Consider the following 20,185-nt stretch of genomic DNA (forward strand, 5'->3'; position numbering starts at 1 on the left):
TTACGAACATATAAAAATATCTCTATGCAGATGACATTATTCCTGTTTTTGTATATATCATTTGTGTATACTCCGAGACTAAACGTAGTTTATTATACTAATACTTAAAATATAAGTTCCATTTTTAGATGTTACTTTTATTTTCTTATTCCTGGTTAATACTGATTGTTTTTATCAGGTGCAAGATATGAGATTACAGACGAGGCAGTAATTCAAGAAATTTGGCGGCTTTCATCAGCAGGATTGCCACTATTGATAGGAATGATGTCACAATCCATTCCAACAAATAAAAATTTGATATTAGATCCTTGTGATGAGGCAGTAGAGCGTTTCTTAAAATGGGAGTTAGATGCGACAAAGCACCAATTACAGGGCAAACGCATCTTATTTACTAATAAAAACTAAAAAAGATTACAAAATGACATAGATGATCAAAAAAATCATGTAACGATAAGCAAACTAAATCAAACTTGTTCTGAAAATATCAATGAGTTATCTTCATCTGAATGAGCAATCCATTAATAAGAAAATAATCCTATTAGAGGGTATATAAAACTATATTTACCGACAAAATCAATAAATCTTTAATGTGAAATATTTAACTGAAGTTTTGATGTACTAATTTAAGCTAACGCTAAAACTATTAGTAAATAGTCGTTATCCATCGCTGCAAGGAACTGTTTATTTTTAATTCCTCGTTTTACACGTTTCTCTTTACCTAAAAGATTGACTGCTATTTGCCTTATTATTGCAAAATTCTGTGGTGCATTGTCTTTCCTAATCCGACAGTCATCTTCTTTTAAAGCAACATCTAGTATCCAGTGCAGTGAATTTTCAATCCCCCAATGGCTACGAACAGAATTACCAAACTGTCTAGCGTTTCCTTGAAGACTACTTATAAAATAACGAGTTTCAACCTCTGTCTTACCATCTACTTTTCGTACAGACTCTACCATCCCAATGCTATTAAAGTTTGACCAAGCTGATTCTGGATCAAGTTGTTTTTGAATCTCAGATAACATCACATAATGCCTAATCTCCTCACGACCATGCCCCTTATCTTCTGTTTTATATGTACTATGCTCAATTCCTTCAAAACCTTTACTTATCGCTGTTTTAAATAATGACTCAACTGAATCATAAAGATTGCTTTGGTTCTTTTTCAAAGTAATTACATAATCTGCTGATTGTTCTGTAATTAACTTCACAATCTCTTTCTGGCAGCCGATTGCATCAATAGTTACGATACATCCAGATAGTTCTAATACCTTTAATAATTCCGGAATTGCTGTAATTTCATTTGATTTAGAGTCTACTTTTACCTGCCCCAACACTAATTTATTTGTAGTTGCCCAAGCACTTACCATTTGAATTGCACAAGAGTTATTACTCCTATCAGATGAACCACATAAAGTTTTTCCGTCAATTGCAACTACTTCTCCATCGGTTATTTTCTGTATTGATTTCATCCAGTTTACAAAACATGACTGAAATTCCTGCGGATTAATTAGAGCAAATACTCTTGCGAATGTATCGTGTGACGGAATGCCATTAGGTAGCTCCAAAAATGTTCTCAACCACTCATACTTCGTGCAGCCATACAGTTCAATTGCCACCCAACTGTCCGCTCCACATATCACCGCGCAGATAGCAATAGTCAAAATATCAATTAACTTGTGTCGCTTCGTGCGATCTATTCGTGGATCTGACATCACAGCAAAGTGATCCACAATGGTAATTTTGGGCTTGAGCTTCACGTAAACTGGGGCTTTACTCTACTTTTATTATGACTTTACCATTAATGCCCGATCGCTCAACCTCCCTAACACGCGTGATTATCCTTTGTTTAGTATATAAGTACTATATTTAGATGCGTTCGCCCTGGCACCAATTAGCATTAAATGCTGCACTTCCAAGAATTTTGAATCGAGATATTTTACGTTTGTTGGTAGATGAATCAGTAGCAAATGATTTGTTTGAGTGGCTCAAAGAACTATCTTTTGTAGTAAAACATCCAGAAGGATGGCAGTACCACAACATTGTGCGGGAACTGATATTACGCTATCAACGTAGGATCTCGCCTCAAGAATGGAAAGCACAGCATATACAGCTAGCTAATTATTATGACAAACTCCGAAAAGGGCTAGAGTTAACAAATACACAAAATTTAAAGAATGAAACTTGGCAAAAATACACATTGGAGTGGCTTTATCACAATCTTTGTATAGATCCATCACTCCAGATGGCATTGAATGATTGGTTAATGGCATTAGATACTTCAAATAGGTATGCACAGGGATGGGCAGAAGCAATGAATATGGCAGGGATTGCTAGTGGATCAGAGGATATGAGATCGTGGGGGCAAAAGTTTCAAAATGGATTGCGGGCGCTTGAGAAAAACCTTTGGTTTGAAATGGATGAGGTACTTTCAGAATTACTACGAGAAACTTGCCTTGAGGATAATTGCCGTGCTATTGCATTGTCGCTTCAAGGGTTTTTTCCTCTACTTTGCTTCCTGTCTAAATATGATATTTCTCAAGTTAAATGGGATACAGAAGAAATTCCTGATTTAAATAAAATAATTGAAAATTTAACACACGCTCTAAATTTAGCATCTAAAAGTGAGTATTTTGCATTTCGTGGTTTTGTTCATTTATTAAAAGCGAATATAGTTGAAGGTAAAGCAGATATTAATAAATTTCTTGAGGTGGTTGAACCTGATGATATATTGAGAAAACAAGTAGAAGATATTCTAAATATAGATTTTAATAATTTAATATATGTAAAAAACTATTTTAGGACTTACGCATTGACAAAAAGAATCATCTATGAAGTCTAGATAATGCCATCACTGCTAAGGTTTGCAAAAATATGCTCACGTACAACTAACGTGAACATATTCCGTTGTACCTCGTACCAATTGCTAATTATTTTTTCAGACCGCATAAACTCCAATCTAATAAAAGCTTGAAGTGAACAAAATATGTGAGTTTTGATTGCATAGGTATCTCTAACCATGAACCGACAAATTCCACATACTTGTTTTATAGCTCGATGAAAGGTTTCAATTCCCCAATGGGTATCATGAATTGTGATAAATTCATTTCTAGTTATCTCCTTGATTTTTTCCTCATCTGGAATATACAAAATGTAGTGTCTAGAGTCTTCTTTCTTGAAGTCTTTCCTAAACAACTTTATAAATCCAAATTCTTTCAGATGAGTTTTTAATCCTGACTCTGGAATCACTAAAGTACTTACCTGGCAATACTTATGCGGCTCATTTGATACAGTTCTATTTTTTTCAATCCCGAATAGAAAACCCAGTTTCTGGTTTTTTAGAAATTTTAAATTCTCTACTCCTGAATACCAACTATCTCCTGTTACTATTCTTGGCTTTACTCCCCAGCTTATTATTTCACTCACCATTTCTCGGAAATAATCGTTTTTTGTTTTCTCCTCTTTTTTGTCATATATTCTGTAATTTATTGGGACTGAATTACCGTTAGTATCGCTGTAATATAAAGTGATTAAATTTAAGCCAATAATAGCTTTATGGGCTTTTCCTGACCAAAAATAACTGATTAATTCGGCATTTTTTGGGTCGCTGTAAATTTTTTCTATAACTGTATCGTCTACACTTAGTATCCCTCCTACCAAGTTAATGATTTTCTCTACTATGTTGAATAAATCTTTCGGTTCGTATCTCTCTCTCAACAAAAACCGATTCACACTATCATGTGAAACGTCTCCCAATATCTCTGCCAACCTACTGCACCCCCTAAACTTTGGCTCTGACAGCAGAAATAAGGTGTAGAGGTCTAGATTGCATTGTCCTGTCGATGGTTTAGTAATTTCTCTAATTGTCCGATACCCGTAAAGTAGACGACCCTTATTTATGAATTCACTATTTTGTTATTTTGTCAATGCGTAAGTCCTATAAGCATAAAATAAGTCAATATCTGATAAATCTTGCATGATAATCCCTGATTAGATTGTTTGAGTGCTATCTCATTTCTAAAAAACTACTAACCAACTTACCCTGACTTTGTTCAAAAATTTTAGCAACAAGTAATTATTTGCCAACAAATAGTACAAGACTACTATTTATACAACTCATGTATGCGCTGCCACTTCTGTTGTGTAATTTGTAGCGTTCGGCTGATGAATTACAATCAAAGTCTTCAAAACAGGGTCTTGTTTTCAGTTTTCCCTTAGCAGTAGCTTTTCTAACACAAAAGCTTCCAAACCGAATCTTCGCGCCAGATTTTTCACAATACATCACTGTAATAGCCCACACCAGCAGGGCTTTCGGTAATCTTGAATCAATGATTTGGGCGATTGGCTACGGTGTTTTTCCGTCTATGGGGATAATTTCTCCTCCTATTTTTGTTATCAGGGTTTCTACCCATCTCAAAAAACATCGATTTATTGTACATTGCGTTAAAACCACCTATGAAAAAGGAATCAAGCTTCTGTCACAAGATTTAAAACACACAAACTTTTTTGGCAACGTTCTGAAACATTACCCAAATGGGATATCACGATTGCCCCAGTTTGATTGGTATCTTATTTTCTTGCAAGTCCCTTAGCACTGTCACAACTGTTTCGCCAAGGCATACTTTCAAATATCGCTGATTGCGATTGCCTTAGAAACTTTTTAAGCAGCTCCAAAACTTTCTAGTTCGGAGGGCAGATCTAAAAAAGGTAGTGCCATTCTCTATCCATATCTACAGGCAGTAACTTATATCTCAAGTTTTTAGTTAATCAAAAATCTTTGTTTACTATTACGCTTGCTCAGGTTACCAATTTTCTTCTGTCATGCTTTTAACCCCATTGCTGAGGGACCTTCAGTTCAGTATTAGAAATGCGAGGATTTATCTTATATGTTGACTCATTCAGAGATACAAAAGGTCGTACATGATACGGTTCAATTTGTCAGGTATAACAATATAAATTTTTGCCGTGAGGTTAGATATTTTTGATTATGAATTTTAACCAATTTACTTGTCTTGATTTCTACTAACTTGAAAAATGGTGTTACCACAATGGTCTTAATAAAGAATCTCAAGCAAGCTTTTGGCAAGTTTACACTTGCCGAGTTGCAGCAAAACACTATGATACACATAAAATCTCTTGTTGAAGACCGAGGTGACTGGAATTTTTCTGTTTACGACCTTGCTTGGATCCTCTGCACCGACTACTTTGAAGATGATGAGAAAGAATATTGGATAAATTCACTCTTCGAGCGCCAGAACCTGGATGGGACATGGGGCAACGCGCATTATTTACCACATTCTGCGTTAGTGGACACGCTAGCAGTGGGAATGGCACTAACTTTCTTGAAGGTACCGATTCCGCATATTGAGCACTTCAAACAAAGTCTGAATGGCTTAATTGGTGCATGCTGCGCTTACCCCCATCACAACACAGTGGGCTTTGAGTTCATCGCACCCAAGATGCTAGAGTGGCTAGAAGCTAAAATAGGGTGTTTTACCCTCAGCGCTGATGTACGCACTTACTTGAAGGGACAATTTCATAAATTTGATCTTAAGCTAAAAGCAATCATGGACAGTGGAGGCTTATTCAGTGCGTCGCTGACGTTGAGCTTCACAGCGGAAATGCTACTCTTTCTTCCTCCGGAATACATCGAAATTGGCAAGTTGGAAAGCATGATTCTGCAAAATGGGGCAGTTGGTCTATCCCCAGCAGCTACAGCAAGCACAATTTTGTTATATCAAGAATATGGTCAGCAGCCGCCTGCCGCCCTTTACGAATATTTGGACGAAACCTTCAAGGATTATGGGAGGCAAAGTTTTCCAAATCTACATCCAATCAAGACTAGCCGCCAACTTTGGAATTTGCTGCCCTGGTTCGTGAGCGATAACGTATGGCAGTTAGTCGAAAAACCTGAGATCCGCCAACAAATGCTGCACATCTACTGCACTATTTGCCACGACAAAGAAGGCCGCGTGTCTTGGGATACGAACAATACTTTGTTGCCGGATATGGATGATACTGCGGTAGGATTTGCGTTATACGTAGCGTTGCGCGCTACAGGGTCTGAGAATATTTTTCCGATGAATCCCCGCGCGCTCGAACTGTTTAGGCGTGAAGACCGCAGTTTTTTTTGCTACCCTTTTGAATTGCATTCATCTCCTGCATCCATTCTACACGCACTGATGGCAGTGGAGTATGCAGAAAAAGCCTTTGGCGAAGCCTTCTTGCAAAACCCAACCAACTACTGCCTGAAACAGGACCTAATTCATGCGTTCGATCCGCGGAATAAGACGCTAGATGAACTAGGTCACGATAAATGGCACGCTACCTGGACCTATGGTATTCAGCGTTGGCTGGCCCGCCCAACAATACACCAAGTGTACGGCAAGCGTGTACTGAAATTAATGGACGAAGTACTAGAAAGACAACAGGCTGATGGTGGCTGGGGTCAAAAAGCCTCTACGCTTGAAGAAACGTCTTACATCGTGAGCGGTCTCATTAACGTACAACGCAGCAAGTACTTGTCACTAAGCACGGCACAGTCCTTCACTATTCGCAATAGGCTGAGTGCTGCGGCGCAGTTTATGAATGAGCAAATATGCAGTAACCATATCGAACTACCCCCTCTTTGGATTTCTAAGAATCTGTATGCTCCGCGCTATCAGATCGTCTCTGCGATTTTGAACGCACATTACGATCTTGTAAGAGAAGGCATTGAAGGTCCGTCAGTAAAAATGCTTTCAGTTCTGAGTCAGCAGGCAGGGCAATACGGTTCAGTTAAGTTCTAAGCAGTGTTGATTAGGGGTAAAGCAAGTGTTTGTAATTTAGCTGTTTGTATTCTATGTATAGGGTTTTTGTTCGGAAATTTGGCTCTGTTTTTTTTGACAACACGAGGATTGCTTCGGCCTTCAGGCTCTGCGATCTGCTCATCCAAAATTTCGCTTACAAGCCAGGCAAAAAAAAGGGTATTTCTGGCTTGATTTATTTTCCAAAGCTCAAAGTGATGTCTACGACGGGCCACGCCTACGCTAAAATCTTTGTCAATAAATAGGAATGAATAAGATTATTTTTGAGTCTATTGAGAATATACTAGTCTTATTGACATGATGCGCCGCCCTAGTAAGTTGTCAAGGTATTGCAACTTATCTTTGATATGTAACTAAATGATTAAGAACATACACTGAATCTATGCCTATCCGCGCTATTATCTTCGACCGCGATGGCGTCCTTACGCAGTTTGATTTTAAGACTATCACTGCCTTCTTCCATCGATTGCTGCCGATCACGCCCTACGAGCTTGTTCCTCGTTTGCAACAATGGGGTGAAGTTGTAGGTTTCCCGAACGACATTGCCGAAGAGCAAATTTTCTGGCACAGCTTCTGCAAGCAGCTGAGTGACGAACTAAACCTCACCTCCACTGCCTGCACGCAACTTCAAGGCTTCAACTACCTCAGTGTAATGCAGATGTTTCCAGAAACAAAACCAGTATTGTTGGACATCCGGCAGCGTGGTTTACGCACTGGAGTTCTTTCCAACAACCCGATGACTGCGATTCACTCTTCGCTAGTTGCCCTTGGGCTTGCAGACCTGATAGATATCGCCTGTGCAGCGAGGATAAATGGCGTTACTAAACCCCATCCAGCAGCATACTTCAGCGTTCTGCAAGCACTCGCGGTGAAACCAGAAGAATGTCTATTCTTCGATGATGAGGAACACTGTGTCAAAGGAGCATATGATATAGGTATGCACGCTTATCTAGTGGACCGCAGTCGCACCAATCATGCGTTGTGTGAGGGAATTGTTCAAAATCTCACTGCTGTTACAGCAATATTGGAAAGCTTAGATAATAAATTCTAAAACACTACTCACAAGACTATGAAACCATTTCTTGTAGATCGGGTATGTCTAATAATCGCTCTTCTATCACTCTAAGCAGAGGAAAATAAGAAATGCTCAGATTCGTCAATATCTGGGATGGCACCTTGCATTCGATTCCTCTACGCTATTAGTGTTAGAAACCCAATCGATAAATGTGAAATTGGAAATATCCTAAGCCAAGGTTTAAGTAAACTAAAGAATATGCTCATGTTGAATGACTAAGCGTAAATTGTTAAGTAGATTCTTCCAACCGGAACCAAAGTCCCACCACTTATGCTCTGGGAATCTTGCAACAACTGGGTCTGTCTGTTTATTTATGCCTTGTTCTGGATTATTATTCAAAACTTGAGCGTGAAGACTAACCATGAGATAAGCACTCATTACTATTTCCCACCATTTTTGTATTTGGGAATAGTTAGTCACCCTAAAATCAGCCCATCCTAATTCATTTTTACTTTGTTTAAGCCCGTATTCGATCCAATTTCTTATGTCTTAAAGTAGATAAACATCTACAGGCAAAAATCTCTGTCTAATTTTTGTAAACTCTGACTAACGGTGTCACCTTTGGTTGATTGGGGTTAGTTAGGTTTAATCGATAAGCAGTTTTTAAGATATCTTCCATTTTCTCACCTTTGATTGTAATTATATAATTTGCTGGTCGAGAAGGGTCTTTCTCAAATTTTTCAATTACCTTGTCTTGAATAATTGACACGTCTTTTAACCTCTGTGGTAGTCGAGCATTAGGCTCCCAAAGACATAAAACACCTGTAGAGTTGGGAAATTTTAGTAATTGTAGAGAGTATTTTTTATTGTTAACTTGAAAGGAAGATGTCATCAATATTCTAGCTTGATTCTGTGGTGGTATTTGCTGAAATACTTCTTGTGTTCTCTCATGACGGCGGCAGTTTTTATCGATAATTGGTTCTCCAGCAAGCACAGATTTTGATAACGCTGATACACCTATACCGTAAAAACTTAAGCTTGTTAAAGCCAAAGCAATAACTTTAGAAAAATCAAGCATAGTTTAAATTCTCAGTTTTGGTATCGACGACTGAGTAAAAATTTAGATTGTTCCTAAGCTCGACTTTACCATAACAAAGGTGTTGACCCAAGAGCGATAGCCGTTCGCGCCAGCGTATCCTTTGGAGAAGGCTTAAGCGGGAGCTTATCGCAATTTCGTTTAGGCAGTTAGCCGAGAATCACCCAGAAGTAGATTTGCGAATCGTGGGCATGGAAGTACGCTTTTCTCAAAGGGAGAAAACAGGATTAAGCCTAAATATTCAAGCGGCCTGTAGTAAACAATTGATATCCCCCAACAAAACAAGCCATTGAAAGGCAAAACTGCCATAAACTTGTAGGGGTGAGGACAACGCGGTTACTAAAAAAAATCAGGTTCTTCAGTACGTATTATGCTGAACTTTTAATTAAAGTCCATCACTTGTCTTGAAAATCAAGCTTTCCAGGGAGTTATAGCTTTGATTTCAAAAATATTGCTTCAAATGCTAATAGTAACATTTGTTATTTCTGTCCAGTAAGGGTTTTAAGCTAATTTACAGACTTGTTCAGCATAATAAATAAGTACTGAAGAGCCATAATATTTGCTCAGAGTAAATCACAAAAAGTTTTGTAGTGTAGTAATTAGCTGTGATCGCTTCTTCAAAAGGATCCAAGGCAAGACAAGAGGACTAGCATTCCTTAAGCATTACCTTTTTCTTCAAAGCTTACATCAAAGTCAGCTCCTAAAAATTGGTTCAGTAGTTATACGGAAAATCAGTATTCTTACATTTATTTGAAAATACAAAAATAGCTATACTAGCTAACCGTTGTAGCTTTATTTACTTCTTATTTTGTTTAAGTCCAGTGAAGTAGCCGGTAGAATTTCGGTAGTGGCTTAGAGCTAATGATGATAACTTATCATTAAGTGCTAGATGATGTCTTTATAGCAATATAGCGATCATAAATAATTCATGAGAAAATACGATGGCATACAAAGTACTTTATATAACTTGCCTTGAAGCTAGATATGATGCAATGTATATAATTTTAGCCTCAAAATTAAGCAATTATTAAGTGTTTAAAACTACTAATATAGTTTAAATGTTTTCTCAAGTATGATTCAGGATTGCTATATATTCTAAACACGTAGTACTTTTTTCAGTTACCAGATAATTTCAATTGTGCTACTTAATATTTTGTATATTGTTAATCATTTAGCACTACTAAATAAAGAAGGAAAAAATTAATATGTTAGAAATTAGGTTCAATAAAGATGAAAAAGGCAAAAGTCTAATTACAAAGGTGCCAATCAAAAAAGGAGAGATTTTGCATAAAATAGCTAACTATAATCAGATTAGTTCAGCTACATTTACAAGTGTGCAAATTAGTAAAGACATAAATATTGAAGAACTATATTTAGGTCACTTAAATCATAGTTGCGACCCCAATATAATTATTGACACCGGTAATCTAGAAATTCGTGCTTTAAAAGATATTCAATCAAATGAAGAACTCACATTCTTCTATCCCAGTACAGAGTGGGATATGTCTACACCATTTGCTTGTAAGTGCGGTGCGTCCCAGTGTTTAAGAATAATTTCTGGTGCAAAATACTTGTCTATAGATGTTTTGAGTCACTACTTTATTAATAAACATATTGATGCTATGAGTTATGAAAATGGCATAATTCAGAGCATTTCACAACAAAAGCATGAACATCAGGCGTTCACAGTAATCTCTGCTTCGATATAGAACTTCAAGCTTGAAATCACAAGGGTATTTGTACAAAAGTAAAAGTCATGAGTAATTCTTCCAGTATTGATTCCAGTCAAGTAATTGATGTAGCAATCGTTGGCGGTGGAATTTCTGGAGCATATGCAGCCTGGCGGTTAGCTAAATCCAAAAAATTTAGAGAAGTTCGCCTATACGAAATGAGCGACAGAATTGGAGGTCGCTTATTATCTGTGACAATGCCTGATATGCCTCACGTGTATGCTGAATTAGGTGGAAAGTATTTCTCTGACTCTCAGCTTATCGTATCAAACTTAGTTAAAGATGTATTGAAACTTGAGGTAGTTCCAACTACTTATAAAGCTGCAAACAACCAAATGTACTTAAGAAATAAGCATTTACGTATCAGTGAACTAACTGATGCAGTAAATTTACCATACAATTTAAGACCAAACGAGCGTGGTAAGGACTTAGATGAGCTGTTTGCTTATGCCGTTGAGAGAGCTATCAATAAGGGTAAACCTTTGCCTCTTAATTACTTTACTTCCGAACAATGGCAGCATGACAGAGAACATCTGAAAGTAGGATGCGAATTTCTTTATGAAATCAGCATCTGGAAATTACTGCTGGAATTCCTCAGTCAAGAAGCCTATAATCTTTGTCTTGACAGTGGTTACTTTTATTCTTCAGACTTAGGTAATTGGAATGCAGCAGAAGCGATCGCTACGAATATGTCCATTCCTTGTAATAATCAGTGGTTTAGTCTTAAAAATGGCAATGAGCAATTACCAAAAACCCTCGCTACTGAATTTGAGCAATATGGAGGCAAAGTTCTTTCCCGTCACTGTCTGAGTAAGTTCAATCGTCACACTTCAGATGAATTGATTGAACTAGAGTTTATAGATATTGAAACTAATTTAGCTTATCCAAAAGTTTGGGCAAAGCATCTTATACTGGCAATGCCAAAACGTTCTCTAGAATTGCTTTATCAAAAAAATCAAAATAACTTTCTATTTCAAGATTTAAAGTTTATTAAGAATTTGCATACTGTTAGTATTTGCCCAGCATCGAAACTCTTCCTAAGTTATGAACGCCCTTGGTGGAACAAACTCGGTATGAAGCATGGTATGTCAGCTACAGATTTGCCTATACGCAAGTGTTCTTACGAAGGTACTGAAAGCGAGAATGGAGGTGACTTGAACAACCACAAATCGCTACTTTTAGCTAGTAATTCAGATAGCCGTACCGTCAGTTTCTGGAGAGCTATGGTAGACAGTCCTGAACAGCCACAAAATCATCAAACTTTTAATAATTACTTACACGCAAAACTAAGTAAATCTTTTCTTCACTCTGACGGAACACCTGAGCAAGAACCCTTACAGGCTACAGAAAATATGGTACAAACTACCCAAAAACAATTAGAAGCACTGCATGGGATTGAAGAGATTCCGCAACCATACTCAGCTCTTTACATAGACTGGGGGAAAGACCCTTATGGAGGTGGTTGGCACTCCTGGAATCCTCACTGTAAGCCGTGGGATATTATGAAGCAAATGCGACACCCGCTTGAAAATGTCAACGTTTACATCTGTGGTGAGGCCTACTCTAACAGGCAAGGATGGGTTCAAGGAGCGCTTCACAGTACAGAATTGATGCTGGAGGAAAACTTTCATTTAGAGCGGCCTGAGTGGCTACCTAGTAACTACGCTCTTGGAGCATAAACATTTTCAAACCAAATTTTGTCAACTGATTGTTAGTAATCACAAGTATTGATTGAGAAGGGTAACTAAATATGTCGGATGAACTTCGCAAACAAATAGTTTTGTGGCTCAACAAAGAAATGTGGAATGTTGATGTAGAAGTCTCTAGCCACAATCTTAATGCTTATGGCAAAGCACTTCTAATCTGTATTGCTCGAAATGGAGTAATCCCACAAGAGCAAAGAAACTGGGTGACTGGCTATTTAGCTTCAATGGGAGCGCCAGAGGAATTAAGTCACGAATTATCTACCTATGAAACAACTGGCAAAGATTTAAAAGAGGTAATTTCTAGTAGTCCAGCAGCTAATCAAACAAGAACGGCTTTAATTTACGACGCTATGAAAGCTTGGTCTGTTGATGATGGAAACTATAAAGATTATAAACCTCTAATAGATAAATTAGCAAATCAGCTAGGCATTTCAATAAGCACAATCAAGCAAATCGAGGGAATTTATCAAGAGGAGAAAGCTCTAAAGCAGAAAAAGTTGGAGGTCTTATTGCCAAAAACTGTGCCCGATTATAGTAAATAATTTTAATTTTGTATTTTAACTATTAAATTAGTTCTTTTTCTATTAATTTAAGTTTACTGAATAACTAGGCTATTTTCTGTATATGGTAGTTCAAAACTTTTTGCCAATTAATGAAAATTTGAAACCAATGTTTCAAATGGAATCTCTGAAATACCGTCTACTTAGAGAAGACGAATTTTGGCGTGATATTCCTCAGTTTGCAAATGTTTCAGAAAGTGATTTTATTAATTATAAATGGCAAATAAAAAATTCTATATACGACCAAAAAACACTGCTCCAAGCTATTAACGACATTGCTCCCAAGGAGTTCATCGAAGCTGCTTGTCAGGGTTTCTCTAGAGTACCAATGGCTGTGCGTATAACTCCTTATCTACTTAGCCTGATTGATTGGAATGATCCTTGGAATGACCCGATTCGCAAACAGTTTATTCCAGTTAGCACTCAGTTAATAGAAGACCACCCGATGTTAAGCTTTGACTCACTTCATGAACGTCAAGATGCAGTCACATCATCTCTTGTTCATCGTTATCCTCAAAAAGCACTATTTTTAGCTCTCGATACTTGTCCTGCTTATTGCCGTTTTTGTACCCGTAGCTATGCTGTTGGTCAAAACACTAATATCATGAAGAAAGGCAATTTTTCTGTCGATTCAAAGCGTTGGGAAGAGGCATTTAACTATATTGAGTCTCATCCAGAACTGGAGGACATTGTAATTAGTGGTGGCGATACTTATAACTTATCTGCTGAACAGATAAAAACCATCGGTTTTCGACTGCTGCAAATACCTCAAATCCGGCGTATTCGGTTTGCAAGTAAAGGACTTGCAGTTATGCCTATGAAAGTCCTGACTGATGAGAATTGGTTAGATGCAATCACTTCTGTACTTGAACTAGGTAAGAAACTTTACAAAGAAGTTGCTCTTCATACACACTTTAACCATGCAAACGAAATCACGGGTATCACCCAGCGTGCTATGCAAAAGTTTTTTGAGCGTGGTTTAGTGGTGCGCGACCAGACAGTACTCCTGCGGGGTATCAACGACACATCTGAACAGATGCAGCTTTTAATCCAACGATTGAGTTACATTAACATTCAACCTTATTACGTCTTTCAACACGATCTGGTTAAAGGAGTAGAAGATTTACGCACATCAGTTCAGACTGCTATTAATATAGAAAAGAGTCTACGTGGTGTTATAGCAGGCTTTAAGACACCAACAGTTGCTCTAGATGCTCCTGCTGGTGGAGGTAAACGTTCTATTCATTCTTACGAATATTACAATCGCGAAACAGGTGTGAGTGTCTATACTGCTCCATCTGTAAGGCCCGGTAAGTATTTCCTATATTTCGATCCCCTTCATAGCCTTGATGAAAATATTCGCAATGCATGGAAAGACCCTAAACAACAGCAAATCATGTGTGATGAAGCCCTTAATGAGGCTAGAAAAGCCAAATTTTAGAGTGAAATTAATGAGTTTATTCAATTAGAGCATATCCTTTTAAACGCTTATTATCAAGACAGACACAGAGACACAAAGGCGTAAAGAGATTTTTAATCTTAAGTGAACTTAGACTGAATATCATACTAATTAGGCGGATATACTAATAAGATATAGGAATCCTACTTAAATCTTGCTCAGTATACTGAAAAGTCAAGCTTTATATGTCAAGCTTTTAGGCAGCTTGATTGTTCAAAAATCAAATAGGAGTCCTATAACATACTTAAAATATTAGGCTGTCTAACAAACTTGTTGTTGGATAGGCACTTGAATAATCATCTCTGTTCCTTGTCCAGGTGTAGAGAAACACTCCAATTTGCCATTATGTTTTTCGGTAATAATTTGATAACTGATAGCCATACCCATACCTGTTCCTTTACCTACAGATTTGGTGGTGAAGAAGGGATCGAATATGCGGTTTTTTACTTCTTTTGGCATTCCCATCGCATTGTCAGAAATAGCAATTTCTACCCATTGCGAATTACGTACTGAAGTACGAATAGTAATTTTGCGGGGATTTTCTTTAATTTCTTCATAAGTGCGCCTTGCATTTAGCTCGTCTAAGGCATCCATTGCATTTACCAGAATATTCATCAACACTTGATTAAGTTGGCCGGGATAGCATTCCACTTGAGGTAAGTTACCATAGTCTCGATTGATTTCAATCCTTGGATTGTCTGGTTTTTCTTTAATCCGGTGTTGCAAAATCAATAGTGTACTTTCGATGCCTTCATGGATATCAACTGCTTTATATTCCGCTTCATCCATACGTGAAAAGTTCCGCAGAGATAGCACAATGTCACGAATTCGCTCAGTCCCCATTTTCATCGAATTTAGCATCTTCTGTAAATCCTCAATTAAGAATTCGAGATCAATTTCCTCTGTTAATGTTTGTATTTCTGGGTCATCACTGGAATGACGTTGTTGGTAAAGATAAATCATCCGCAACAAATCTTGAGTATATTCGTCCAGATAAGTAATATTACCGTGAATAAAGTTGACTGGGTTATTGATTTCATGAGCTACCCCTGCCACTAATTGACCGAGGCTAGACATTTTTTCGCTTTGAATTACTTGAGCCTGAGTAAGTTGTAGCTCGCTCAAGGTATTTTTCAGTTCGGCAGTGCGTTCTTCTACCCGACCTTCTAGCGCTTGCTTGCTATTTTCTAGGGCGCTAAAAGATTCCTGCAATTGACCTGCCATGTAATTAAAAGAGTGAGTGAGTGAACCCAATTCTTGAATATTGCTGACATCTACTAGCTGGTCTAAGTTACCCGATGCCATTGCCTGAGTTGCTCGGTTTAATCGCATAATTGGGTAAACAATCCAACGGGAGGTGAAGTAACCCATAACTGTTGCTACCACCAATGCTCCTAAACAGAGCATAATGGTAGTGTTAGTGTTGGCATTAATTTGTGCCATGAAAGCGTGTTCTGGTACACTTATTACTACTAACCAATCCAATCCATATTGGTCGCGCCAAGGAGTGATATATACAAAATTTGACTCTTTTTGCAATTTCAGTTGCAGCTTTTCGGGTTTATTAATTGATTGGAAGCTATCGAATTTTTGCTTTAGCTGTTGGCCAATGTTTTGAACTACAGGATCTGAACTGTCTGTTGCTTGTAAACGCTGAATTTCATTTTTAGCTATAGTAAAAGCTTTTTGAGTACTGGAGTTAGCTATTAATAACCCATTACGTTCCAAAATCAAAACCTGTCCAGTGTCGCTGATATCTAGATTCCTTAAAAAGTCGCTTAGTTTCAACAGGTGGATATCTGTGCCAACCATCCCCAGTAATTGTTTATTTTTGTCGTATATAGGTCGACCTGCGGAAGCAACGATGTATGGATTATCCGGGTAATTCCAAGTATAAATCTGTGACCAGATAGGCTTACCTGCTTTGACGGGTTCTGTATACCAAGGCATACTCAAATTATCCCAATCAAGAATGTTAATAACATTTTTACGATTACCCTGATTATCAGTTGCGTAAGTATAAATATTCTTTGGTGGTTTGGCTTTCCAATCATCAATTGTGACAGTTTTGCCATCATAACGAGCGGCTCCCGCACCTTCGCCTGTTGCCAGCCCGACACCTATATAACTTAAGTTATAAGCTTGCATTTGTTTCCAAAAATACTTGCCCATAGTTTGGCGATCTCGCACATCCAATAATCCCATCTCAATTAACTCAGCATTAATTTGATTAACTATATGGGGAGTTGATAGATAAGAATCTAGGTGTTGCTCTACTATATCGCTAGTGCGCTCCATTAACTGGTCTGCAAGTTTGTTCACTGCTATCTGCCCATTTTTGAATGATAGATAGCCAACTAACCCCACTGCTCCAAAGATTTGCAAAACAAATGGAACAATAAGCACTATTTGTAATGGAAAAGCTTTCATGTGCCTGAAGCGAGATTTATTCATTCTGATTCTCATAATTAAATACTTGACAAAGTTGCTAGATTCACTCAAAACCTCAATTTATCGTTCACTATCTATTCCATCTCTGTACCCTGTACCTATCAAATTTCTCAGTACAGGGTCTTGTTTTAAGTTTTCCCTCAGCAGAGGCTTTTCTAACAACTTGCCAGTAAATCGAATCTTTGTACAAGGTTTAACACCAATGCGAGTGGTATCTATCCAATAGCCAATATCAGGTGGGTTTACAATAATTTTGGGAGGTTCAATAATCTCTGCAATTGCATAGATTCCCGCCTTATCACCAGACTTCCTTTCTCAGTACTCCATCGCCAGCAACCATGTCCTTTGCATAGCAGGTTGCAAGCCACGGCATCTCCTCAAAATCGCTTATGCCCTCTATGATGCGGTAATACTTAGGGTTGCCTTGAAATAGCCAGTAGGTCATTGTTTGGTAGATATACTTTAAAAATTGGGTACAATGAATGGGCGATCGCTTGATTGTTCCAAGAAGAACACGGCTAACGGCTAGCTTGCGCTTACTGCCAATGTATTTAAAGAAAAAGACTCTTCAATACTTCGTACAGAGTCACCTGTTTCAAATCTTTCCTTAAAAGCACTTCGCCTTTTAGCCCTAGCTATCTAACTAGTATTTCAAGACTTGAGACTCAAGCACAGTAAGAAGTTCCGTATGTTGATCAACCAAAGCTTGTATTGTGCTAACTGGATGACGATGAAGGTGATGTTTTTGTTGGCGAGGAGCTTCAGAAACAGCTAATCTACGACGTTGAGCTTTATACTCAGCTATAGGTACTTGCTGAATTTGTTCAAGTAGCTGTTTCTCATTCTCAGCAAGGAAGAGAACCTGATATTGCCCAAAATCACGCAATTCGACAGTTGATTTCCGCCCACTAATACGCCGTTGATGGCGGCGTAAATTGCTGAACATCGCTTCCATTTTCAAGTTATCTGGCGGCAAGCCTGGGATATCATAGCAGTGCAATAAGTTAGTCCCGTATTTATCCCATAAACGTTGTAACTTCTTCTTCAAGGCAAACTGTACCGGATTTTGCCCTTGCTCAGGCTGAAACTGCTGTAATAGCTCTTCCATCTCGCGTCGAACTTGAAAACTTGTTAAGAGTGAATTGCTGCTATCTGTAATATTAGTTACATCATCGTTACAAGTCTTAGAGTATTTAGGATAGTGCAAACAATCAGCAATTCGCCGCAACCATTGGTTTGCCTGTGACAAGTCAGACGCGACTGAACGATTACTGATTAAGGCTTGGTCAACCCATACTGATAACAGAGACAAGTAATCTGTATCCATTTCCCGGCATGGTAAACTACGTAGTATCACACCTATGGTTTCCAGTTGCTGATATCCACTTAAACCGCCCCAGCGGAAAGGTTTGTGACTTGTGCGATTGACACAATCTCGAATCGCAGCACGAATTTGGGCTTCAACGGCGACTAGCTCTGTGTCTTGTGACATATAGGGGATTATGGAAAAAGGGGGGTACTATCTGGCTGCTGTTCGGAGCTTAGAGCTTGGAGTCTTTCAGAGTACTGAGGAACTTTCGCTAACCCATCTAAATCTGCTTTTAATTGTTGTCGTAGCTTTGTATCAGCTGGTAGCACCGCTTCACTTAAATTGTTGAGAAAGTGTGCCTGACAACGTTGATGTGGCGCATCTGGCCAACTTGAATTCATGGCAGTAATAATCGCTGATTCTCCATCTGATAGGGTTGCCAGCACTTTATATGGTAACTCCTGATATGGTTGCAGCCACTCAATTAACCCGGATGCCTGTGCCTGTGGCAACTGAATTGCACTGACTGGTGTACCACTTAATACTTCATATAATACGTATAACAGAGTTCCGTGACCCTCTGGCTGTAAGGCATCAATTGCCCAAATCAAACCGCCATGTTCATGGGCTGTGGCAGCTAATTTTTCCTGTGTATGTGCCATCGTTCCACCCAACAGTGCCAAAAATTGACGGTATAACTTACCTACATTACTCTCGTTAATTTCAACACCGCGCTGGTTTAATGAGTGTTGAATTTCTACCAACTGTTGATGCTCATGTTCATGTTGCCAGCCTATAAATGCCAGCACGTCTAGCCCGTAGGTACTGTAAGGCAGACTGTATTTTAGTACGCCAGTAGCGTAGTAATGTTTACCAAAGTGTGTGCAACTGGAATTAGTACATTCTTTACTCTTGCCTGCCACAAATACTGCACCATCCATTGTTTGAACAGTTTTACGCATATGCCTTGGTCTGCGTAGTACTAACTCTGTTCCACAATGAACACATTCGATGAGCGAACATTCTAAGATTATTCGTTTGATATTACTGAATTTTCGTTCTGGGCGATGGCGAGGCAATTTTACTATCACTAATTTTTTACTGCTGGTAGGTGCTTTCCTCAGCTTACCTGCTTTGTATACCAATTAGATAGTTAGGGGCCACAAGCGAAAGATTTAGTTGCAGCTTAAGGAAAGGGGTGGGCGTTGCTGCCCACTTCCTCAATCAGACTGTTTTACTTAGTTCCACAAATATAACAATGTTACCCATAGAAATCCTACAAGAATTCAACTCGTGCTATCTGAAGATTCAGGCGATTGCCCAAAACGAAAATTGGCTCTTGTTGATTGCTGATAAGAAGATTGACCCAGAAGCAGCAACTCATTTGGGCGATGTCCTGCACTACTTGAGTGAAGTAATGGGTTGTGTAGAAGAAATCGTTCAAATCAAAACAATTCAAAATTACTAAACTGCTCACTTATGAGTTAGAAGTAATTCCTGGCACTGTCATAAATAGCTAAGTCGAACACTATCCAATATCAACGCAATTTTCAAGAACAGCAACGTAATTATGGAAACAATCACCATAAACAATAGTGTCTTTCTCATTCCACCCACCCAACCTAAACTACAAGCAAACTGTGCCAGAGAATATGATCAATTTATTCTTGATTATCCTCCAAAACTGACAATCCTAGAGGCACGATCTGGCGGATATCTCATGCAAGGGCAGAATCAAACAACAATGCCACAAGGTGAAAAGCGGTAAACACTACTTTTGCTGATGTGGCTTTGTCAAGAACCTTGCTAACCAAGCTAAAGGTATGGCAAAAATAGCGGTACTTAGGGAGCGAACTATTTCATATAACTGTGCAAATTGTAACTCGCTGACTCGATTCGCTACCCAGTTTAGAAGAGTAGAGTAAACCACAAACTAAGCAATGATTCCTAAAGGGGTGACAATTGCCAAAACTTTAGCTGTTTTCCCTGCCTTGCGGTAATGCCGCCAACGCAAAGCCAGCCAACAACCGATTACTTCTCCAATCCACCAGCCGAT

General features: G+C 38.4%; 17 protein-coding genes and 1 pseudogene. 11 read left to right on the top strand and 7 right to left on the bottom strand.

Features of this window, described 5'->3' with window-relative positions; translation table 11 throughout:
* The first annotated feature begins 165 nt into the window (after positions 1-165).
* On the top strand, positions 166-405 hold the full coding sequence (locus tag H6G26_RS30100; protein WP_190734068.1) for a hypothetical protein: 240 nt from the start codon (positions 166-168) through the stop codon (positions 403-405).
* A gap of 218 nt (positions 406-623) precedes the next feature.
* On the opposite strand, the gene H6G26_RS30105 is transcribed toward H6G26_RS30100, so the two are convergent.
* Complete coding sequence (locus tag H6G26_RS30105; RefSeq protein ID WP_190734070.1) at positions 624-1,757, bottom strand: ISAs1 family transposase; 1,134 nt, start codon at positions 1,755-1,757, stop codon at positions 624-626.
* Positions 1,758-1,870: 113 nt separating this feature from the next.
* On the opposite strand from H6G26_RS30105, the gene H6G26_RS30110 reads away from it, so the two are divergent.
* The gene (locus H6G26_RS30110) at positions 1,871-2,839 is read left to right on the top strand and encodes a hypothetical protein (RefSeq protein WP_190734072.1); all 969 of its coding nucleotides are present in this window, start codon (positions 1,871-1,873) and stop codon (positions 2,837-2,839) included.
* On the opposite strand, the gene H6G26_RS30115 is transcribed toward H6G26_RS30110, so the two are convergent.
* Positions 2,836-3,801, bottom strand: a complete 966-nt coding sequence (locus H6G26_RS30115; RefSeq protein ID WP_190734104.1) for a transposase — start codon at positions 3,799-3,801, stop codon at positions 2,836-2,838. The two genes, H6G26_RS30110 and H6G26_RS30115, sit on opposite strands and share 4 nt — an antisense overlap.
* A 1,244-nt stretch (positions 3,802-5,045) precedes the next feature.
* Between H6G26_RS30115 and H6G26_RS30120 the strand changes: the two genes are divergently transcribed.
* Both H6G26_RS30120 and H6G26_RS30125 read left to right on the top strand, forming a co-directional pair.
* Entirely contained in the window at positions 5,046-6,785 is a 1,740-nt protein-coding gene (locus tag H6G26_RS30120; protein WP_190734074.1) for a hypothetical protein, read from the top strand.
* A gap of 400 nt (positions 6,786-7,185) precedes the next feature.
* Positions 7,186-7,854, top strand: coding sequence for an HAD-IA family hydrolase (locus H6G26_RS30125; protein WP_190734076.1), 669 nt, complete (start codon positions 7,186-7,188; stop codon positions 7,852-7,854).
* A gap of 140 nt (positions 7,855-7,994) precedes the next feature.
* On the opposite strand, the pseudogene H6G26_RS43005 reads toward H6G26_RS30125, so the two are convergent.
* Positions 7,995-8,361: pseudogene (locus tag H6G26_RS43005) on the bottom strand (IS701 family transposase); the annotation flags it as partial.
* Positions 8,362-8,404: 43 nt separating this feature from the next.
* A complete protein-coding gene (locus H6G26_RS30135; RefSeq protein ID WP_190734079.1) occupies positions 8,405-8,896 on the bottom strand; it encodes a hypothetical protein in 492 nt (163 codons plus the stop codon).
* 1,223 nt (positions 8,897-10,119) lie between these two features.
* Between H6G26_RS30135 and H6G26_RS30140 the strand changes: the two genes are divergently transcribed.
* The 4 genes from H6G26_RS30140 to H6G26_RS30155 all read left to right on the top strand — a co-directional run bounded on the left by H6G26_RS30140 (position 10,120) and on the right by H6G26_RS30155 (position 14,351).
* Entirely contained in the window at positions 10,120-10,623 is a 504-nt protein-coding gene (locus H6G26_RS30140; protein ID WP_190734081.1) for an SET domain-containing methyltransferase, read from the top strand.
* A gap of 47 nt (positions 10,624-10,670) precedes the next feature.
* Entirely contained in the window at positions 10,671-12,323 is a 1,653-nt protein-coding gene (locus tag H6G26_RS30145) for an FAD-dependent oxidoreductase (RefSeq protein ID WP_190734083.1), read from the top strand.
* A 71-nt stretch (positions 12,324-12,394) separates the two neighbouring features.
* Positions 12,395-12,892: a hypothetical protein gene (locus H6G26_RS30150; protein WP_190734086.1), complete on the top strand. Its 498-nt coding sequence runs from the start codon at positions 12,395-12,397 to the stop codon at positions 12,890-12,892.
* Positions 12,893-13,028: 136 nt separating this feature from the next.
* On the top strand, positions 13,029-14,351 hold the full coding sequence (locus H6G26_RS30155; protein ID WP_199327152.1) for a KamA family radical SAM protein: 1,323 nt from the start codon (positions 13,029-13,031) through the stop codon (positions 14,349-14,351).
* A 279-nt stretch (positions 14,352-14,630) separates the two neighbouring features.
* Here H6G26_RS30155 and H6G26_RS30160 read toward each other — a convergent pair whose 3' ends face one another.
* The 3 genes from H6G26_RS30160 to H6G26_RS30170 all read right to left on the bottom strand — a co-directional run bounded on the left by H6G26_RS30160 (position 14,631) and on the right by H6G26_RS30170 (position 19,091).
* A complete protein-coding gene (locus H6G26_RS30160; protein WP_190734090.1) occupies positions 14,631-16,823 on the bottom strand; it encodes an ATP-binding protein in 2,193 nt (730 codons plus the stop codon).
* A 640-nt stretch (positions 16,824-17,463) separates the two neighbouring features.
* Positions 17,464-18,312, bottom strand: coding sequence for a hypothetical protein (locus H6G26_RS30165; protein ID WP_190734092.1), 849 nt, complete (start codon positions 18,310-18,312; stop codon positions 17,464-17,466).
* An 8-nt stretch (positions 18,313-18,320) separates the two neighbouring features.
* A complete protein-coding gene (locus H6G26_RS30170; protein WP_190734095.1) occupies positions 18,321-19,091 on the bottom strand; it encodes a hypothetical protein in 771 nt (256 codons plus the stop codon).
* A gap of 49 nt (positions 19,092-19,140) precedes the next feature.
* On the opposite strand from H6G26_RS30170, the gene H6G26_RS30175 reads away from it, so the two are divergent.
* The 3 genes from H6G26_RS30175 (at position 19,141) to H6G26_RS30185 (ending at position 19,897) form a co-directional block, all read left to right on the top strand.
* Positions 19,141-19,278, top strand: a complete 138-nt coding sequence (locus tag H6G26_RS30175) for a hypothetical protein (protein WP_190734097.1) — start codon at positions 19,141-19,143, stop codon at positions 19,276-19,278.
* Between the two features lie 109 nt (positions 19,279-19,387).
* On the top strand, positions 19,388-19,597 hold the full coding sequence (locus tag H6G26_RS30180; protein WP_190734100.1) for a hypothetical protein: 210 nt from the start codon (positions 19,388-19,390) through the stop codon (positions 19,595-19,597).
* A gap of 102 nt (positions 19,598-19,699) precedes the next feature.
* The gene (locus H6G26_RS30185; RefSeq protein WP_190734102.1) at positions 19,700-19,897 is read left to right on the top strand and encodes a hypothetical protein; all 198 of its coding nucleotides are present in this window, start codon (positions 19,700-19,702) and stop codon (positions 19,895-19,897) included.
* Positions 19,898-20,185 lie beyond the last annotated feature (288 nt).

It is taken from the genome of Nostoc sp. FACHB-888, assembly GCF_014696655.1.
Classification (GTDB): domain Bacteria; phylum Cyanobacteriota; class Cyanobacteriia; order Cyanobacteriales; family Nostocaceae; genus Nostoc.

Excerpts from the sequence above, each read along its gene's own strand:
- H6G26_RS30155 (WP_199327152.1), top strand. The coding sequence starts at position 13,029 with ATGGAATCTCTGAAATACCGTCTACTTAGAGAAGACGAATTTTGGCGT.
- H6G26_RS30160 (WP_190734090.1), bottom strand. The coding sequence starts at position 16,823 with ATGAATAAATCTCGCTTCAGGCACATGAAAGCTTTTCCATTACAAATA.
- H6G26_RS30165 (WP_190734092.1), bottom strand. The coding sequence starts at position 18,312 with ATGTCACAAGACACAGAGCTAGTCGCCGTTGAAGCCCAAATTCGTGCT.
- H6G26_RS30170 (WP_190734095.1), bottom strand. The coding sequence starts at position 19,091 with ATGCGTAAAACTGTTCAAACAATGGATGGTGCAGTATTTGTGGCAGGC.
- H6G26_RS30180 (WP_190734100.1), top strand. The coding sequence starts at position 19,388 with ATGTTACCCATAGAAATCCTACAAGAATTCAACTCGTGCTATCTGAAG.
- H6G26_RS30135 (WP_190734079.1), bottom strand. The coding sequence starts at position 8,896 with ATGCTTGATTTTTCTAAAGTTATTGCTTTGGCTTTAACAAGCTTAAGT.
- H6G26_RS30110 (WP_190734072.1), top strand. The coding sequence starts at position 1,871 with ATGCGTTCGCCCTGGCACCAATTAGCATTAAATGCTGCACTTCCAAGA.
- H6G26_RS30175 (WP_190734097.1), top strand. The coding sequence starts at position 19,141 with ATGAGCGAACATTCTAAGATTATTCGTTTGATATTACTGAATTTTCGT.
- H6G26_RS30125 (WP_190734076.1), top strand. The coding sequence starts at position 7,186 with ATGCCTATCCGCGCTATTATCTTCGACCGCGATGGCGTCCTTACGCAG.
- H6G26_RS30150 (WP_190734086.1), top strand. The coding sequence starts at position 12,395 with ATGTCGGATGAACTTCGCAAACAAATAGTTTTGTGGCTCAACAAAGAA.
- H6G26_RS30120 (WP_190734074.1), top strand. The coding sequence starts at position 5,046 with ATGGTCTTAATAAAGAATCTCAAGCAAGCTTTTGGCAAGTTTACACTT.
- H6G26_RS30140 (WP_190734081.1), top strand. The coding sequence starts at position 10,120 with ATGTTAGAAATTAGGTTCAATAAAGATGAAAAAGGCAAAAGTCTAATT.
- H6G26_RS30185 (WP_190734102.1), top strand. The coding sequence starts at position 19,700 with ATGGAAACAATCACCATAAACAATAGTGTCTTTCTCATTCCACCCACC.
- H6G26_RS30145 (WP_190734083.1), top strand. The coding sequence starts at position 10,671 with ATGAGTAATTCTTCCAGTATTGATTCCAGTCAAGTAATTGATGTAGCA.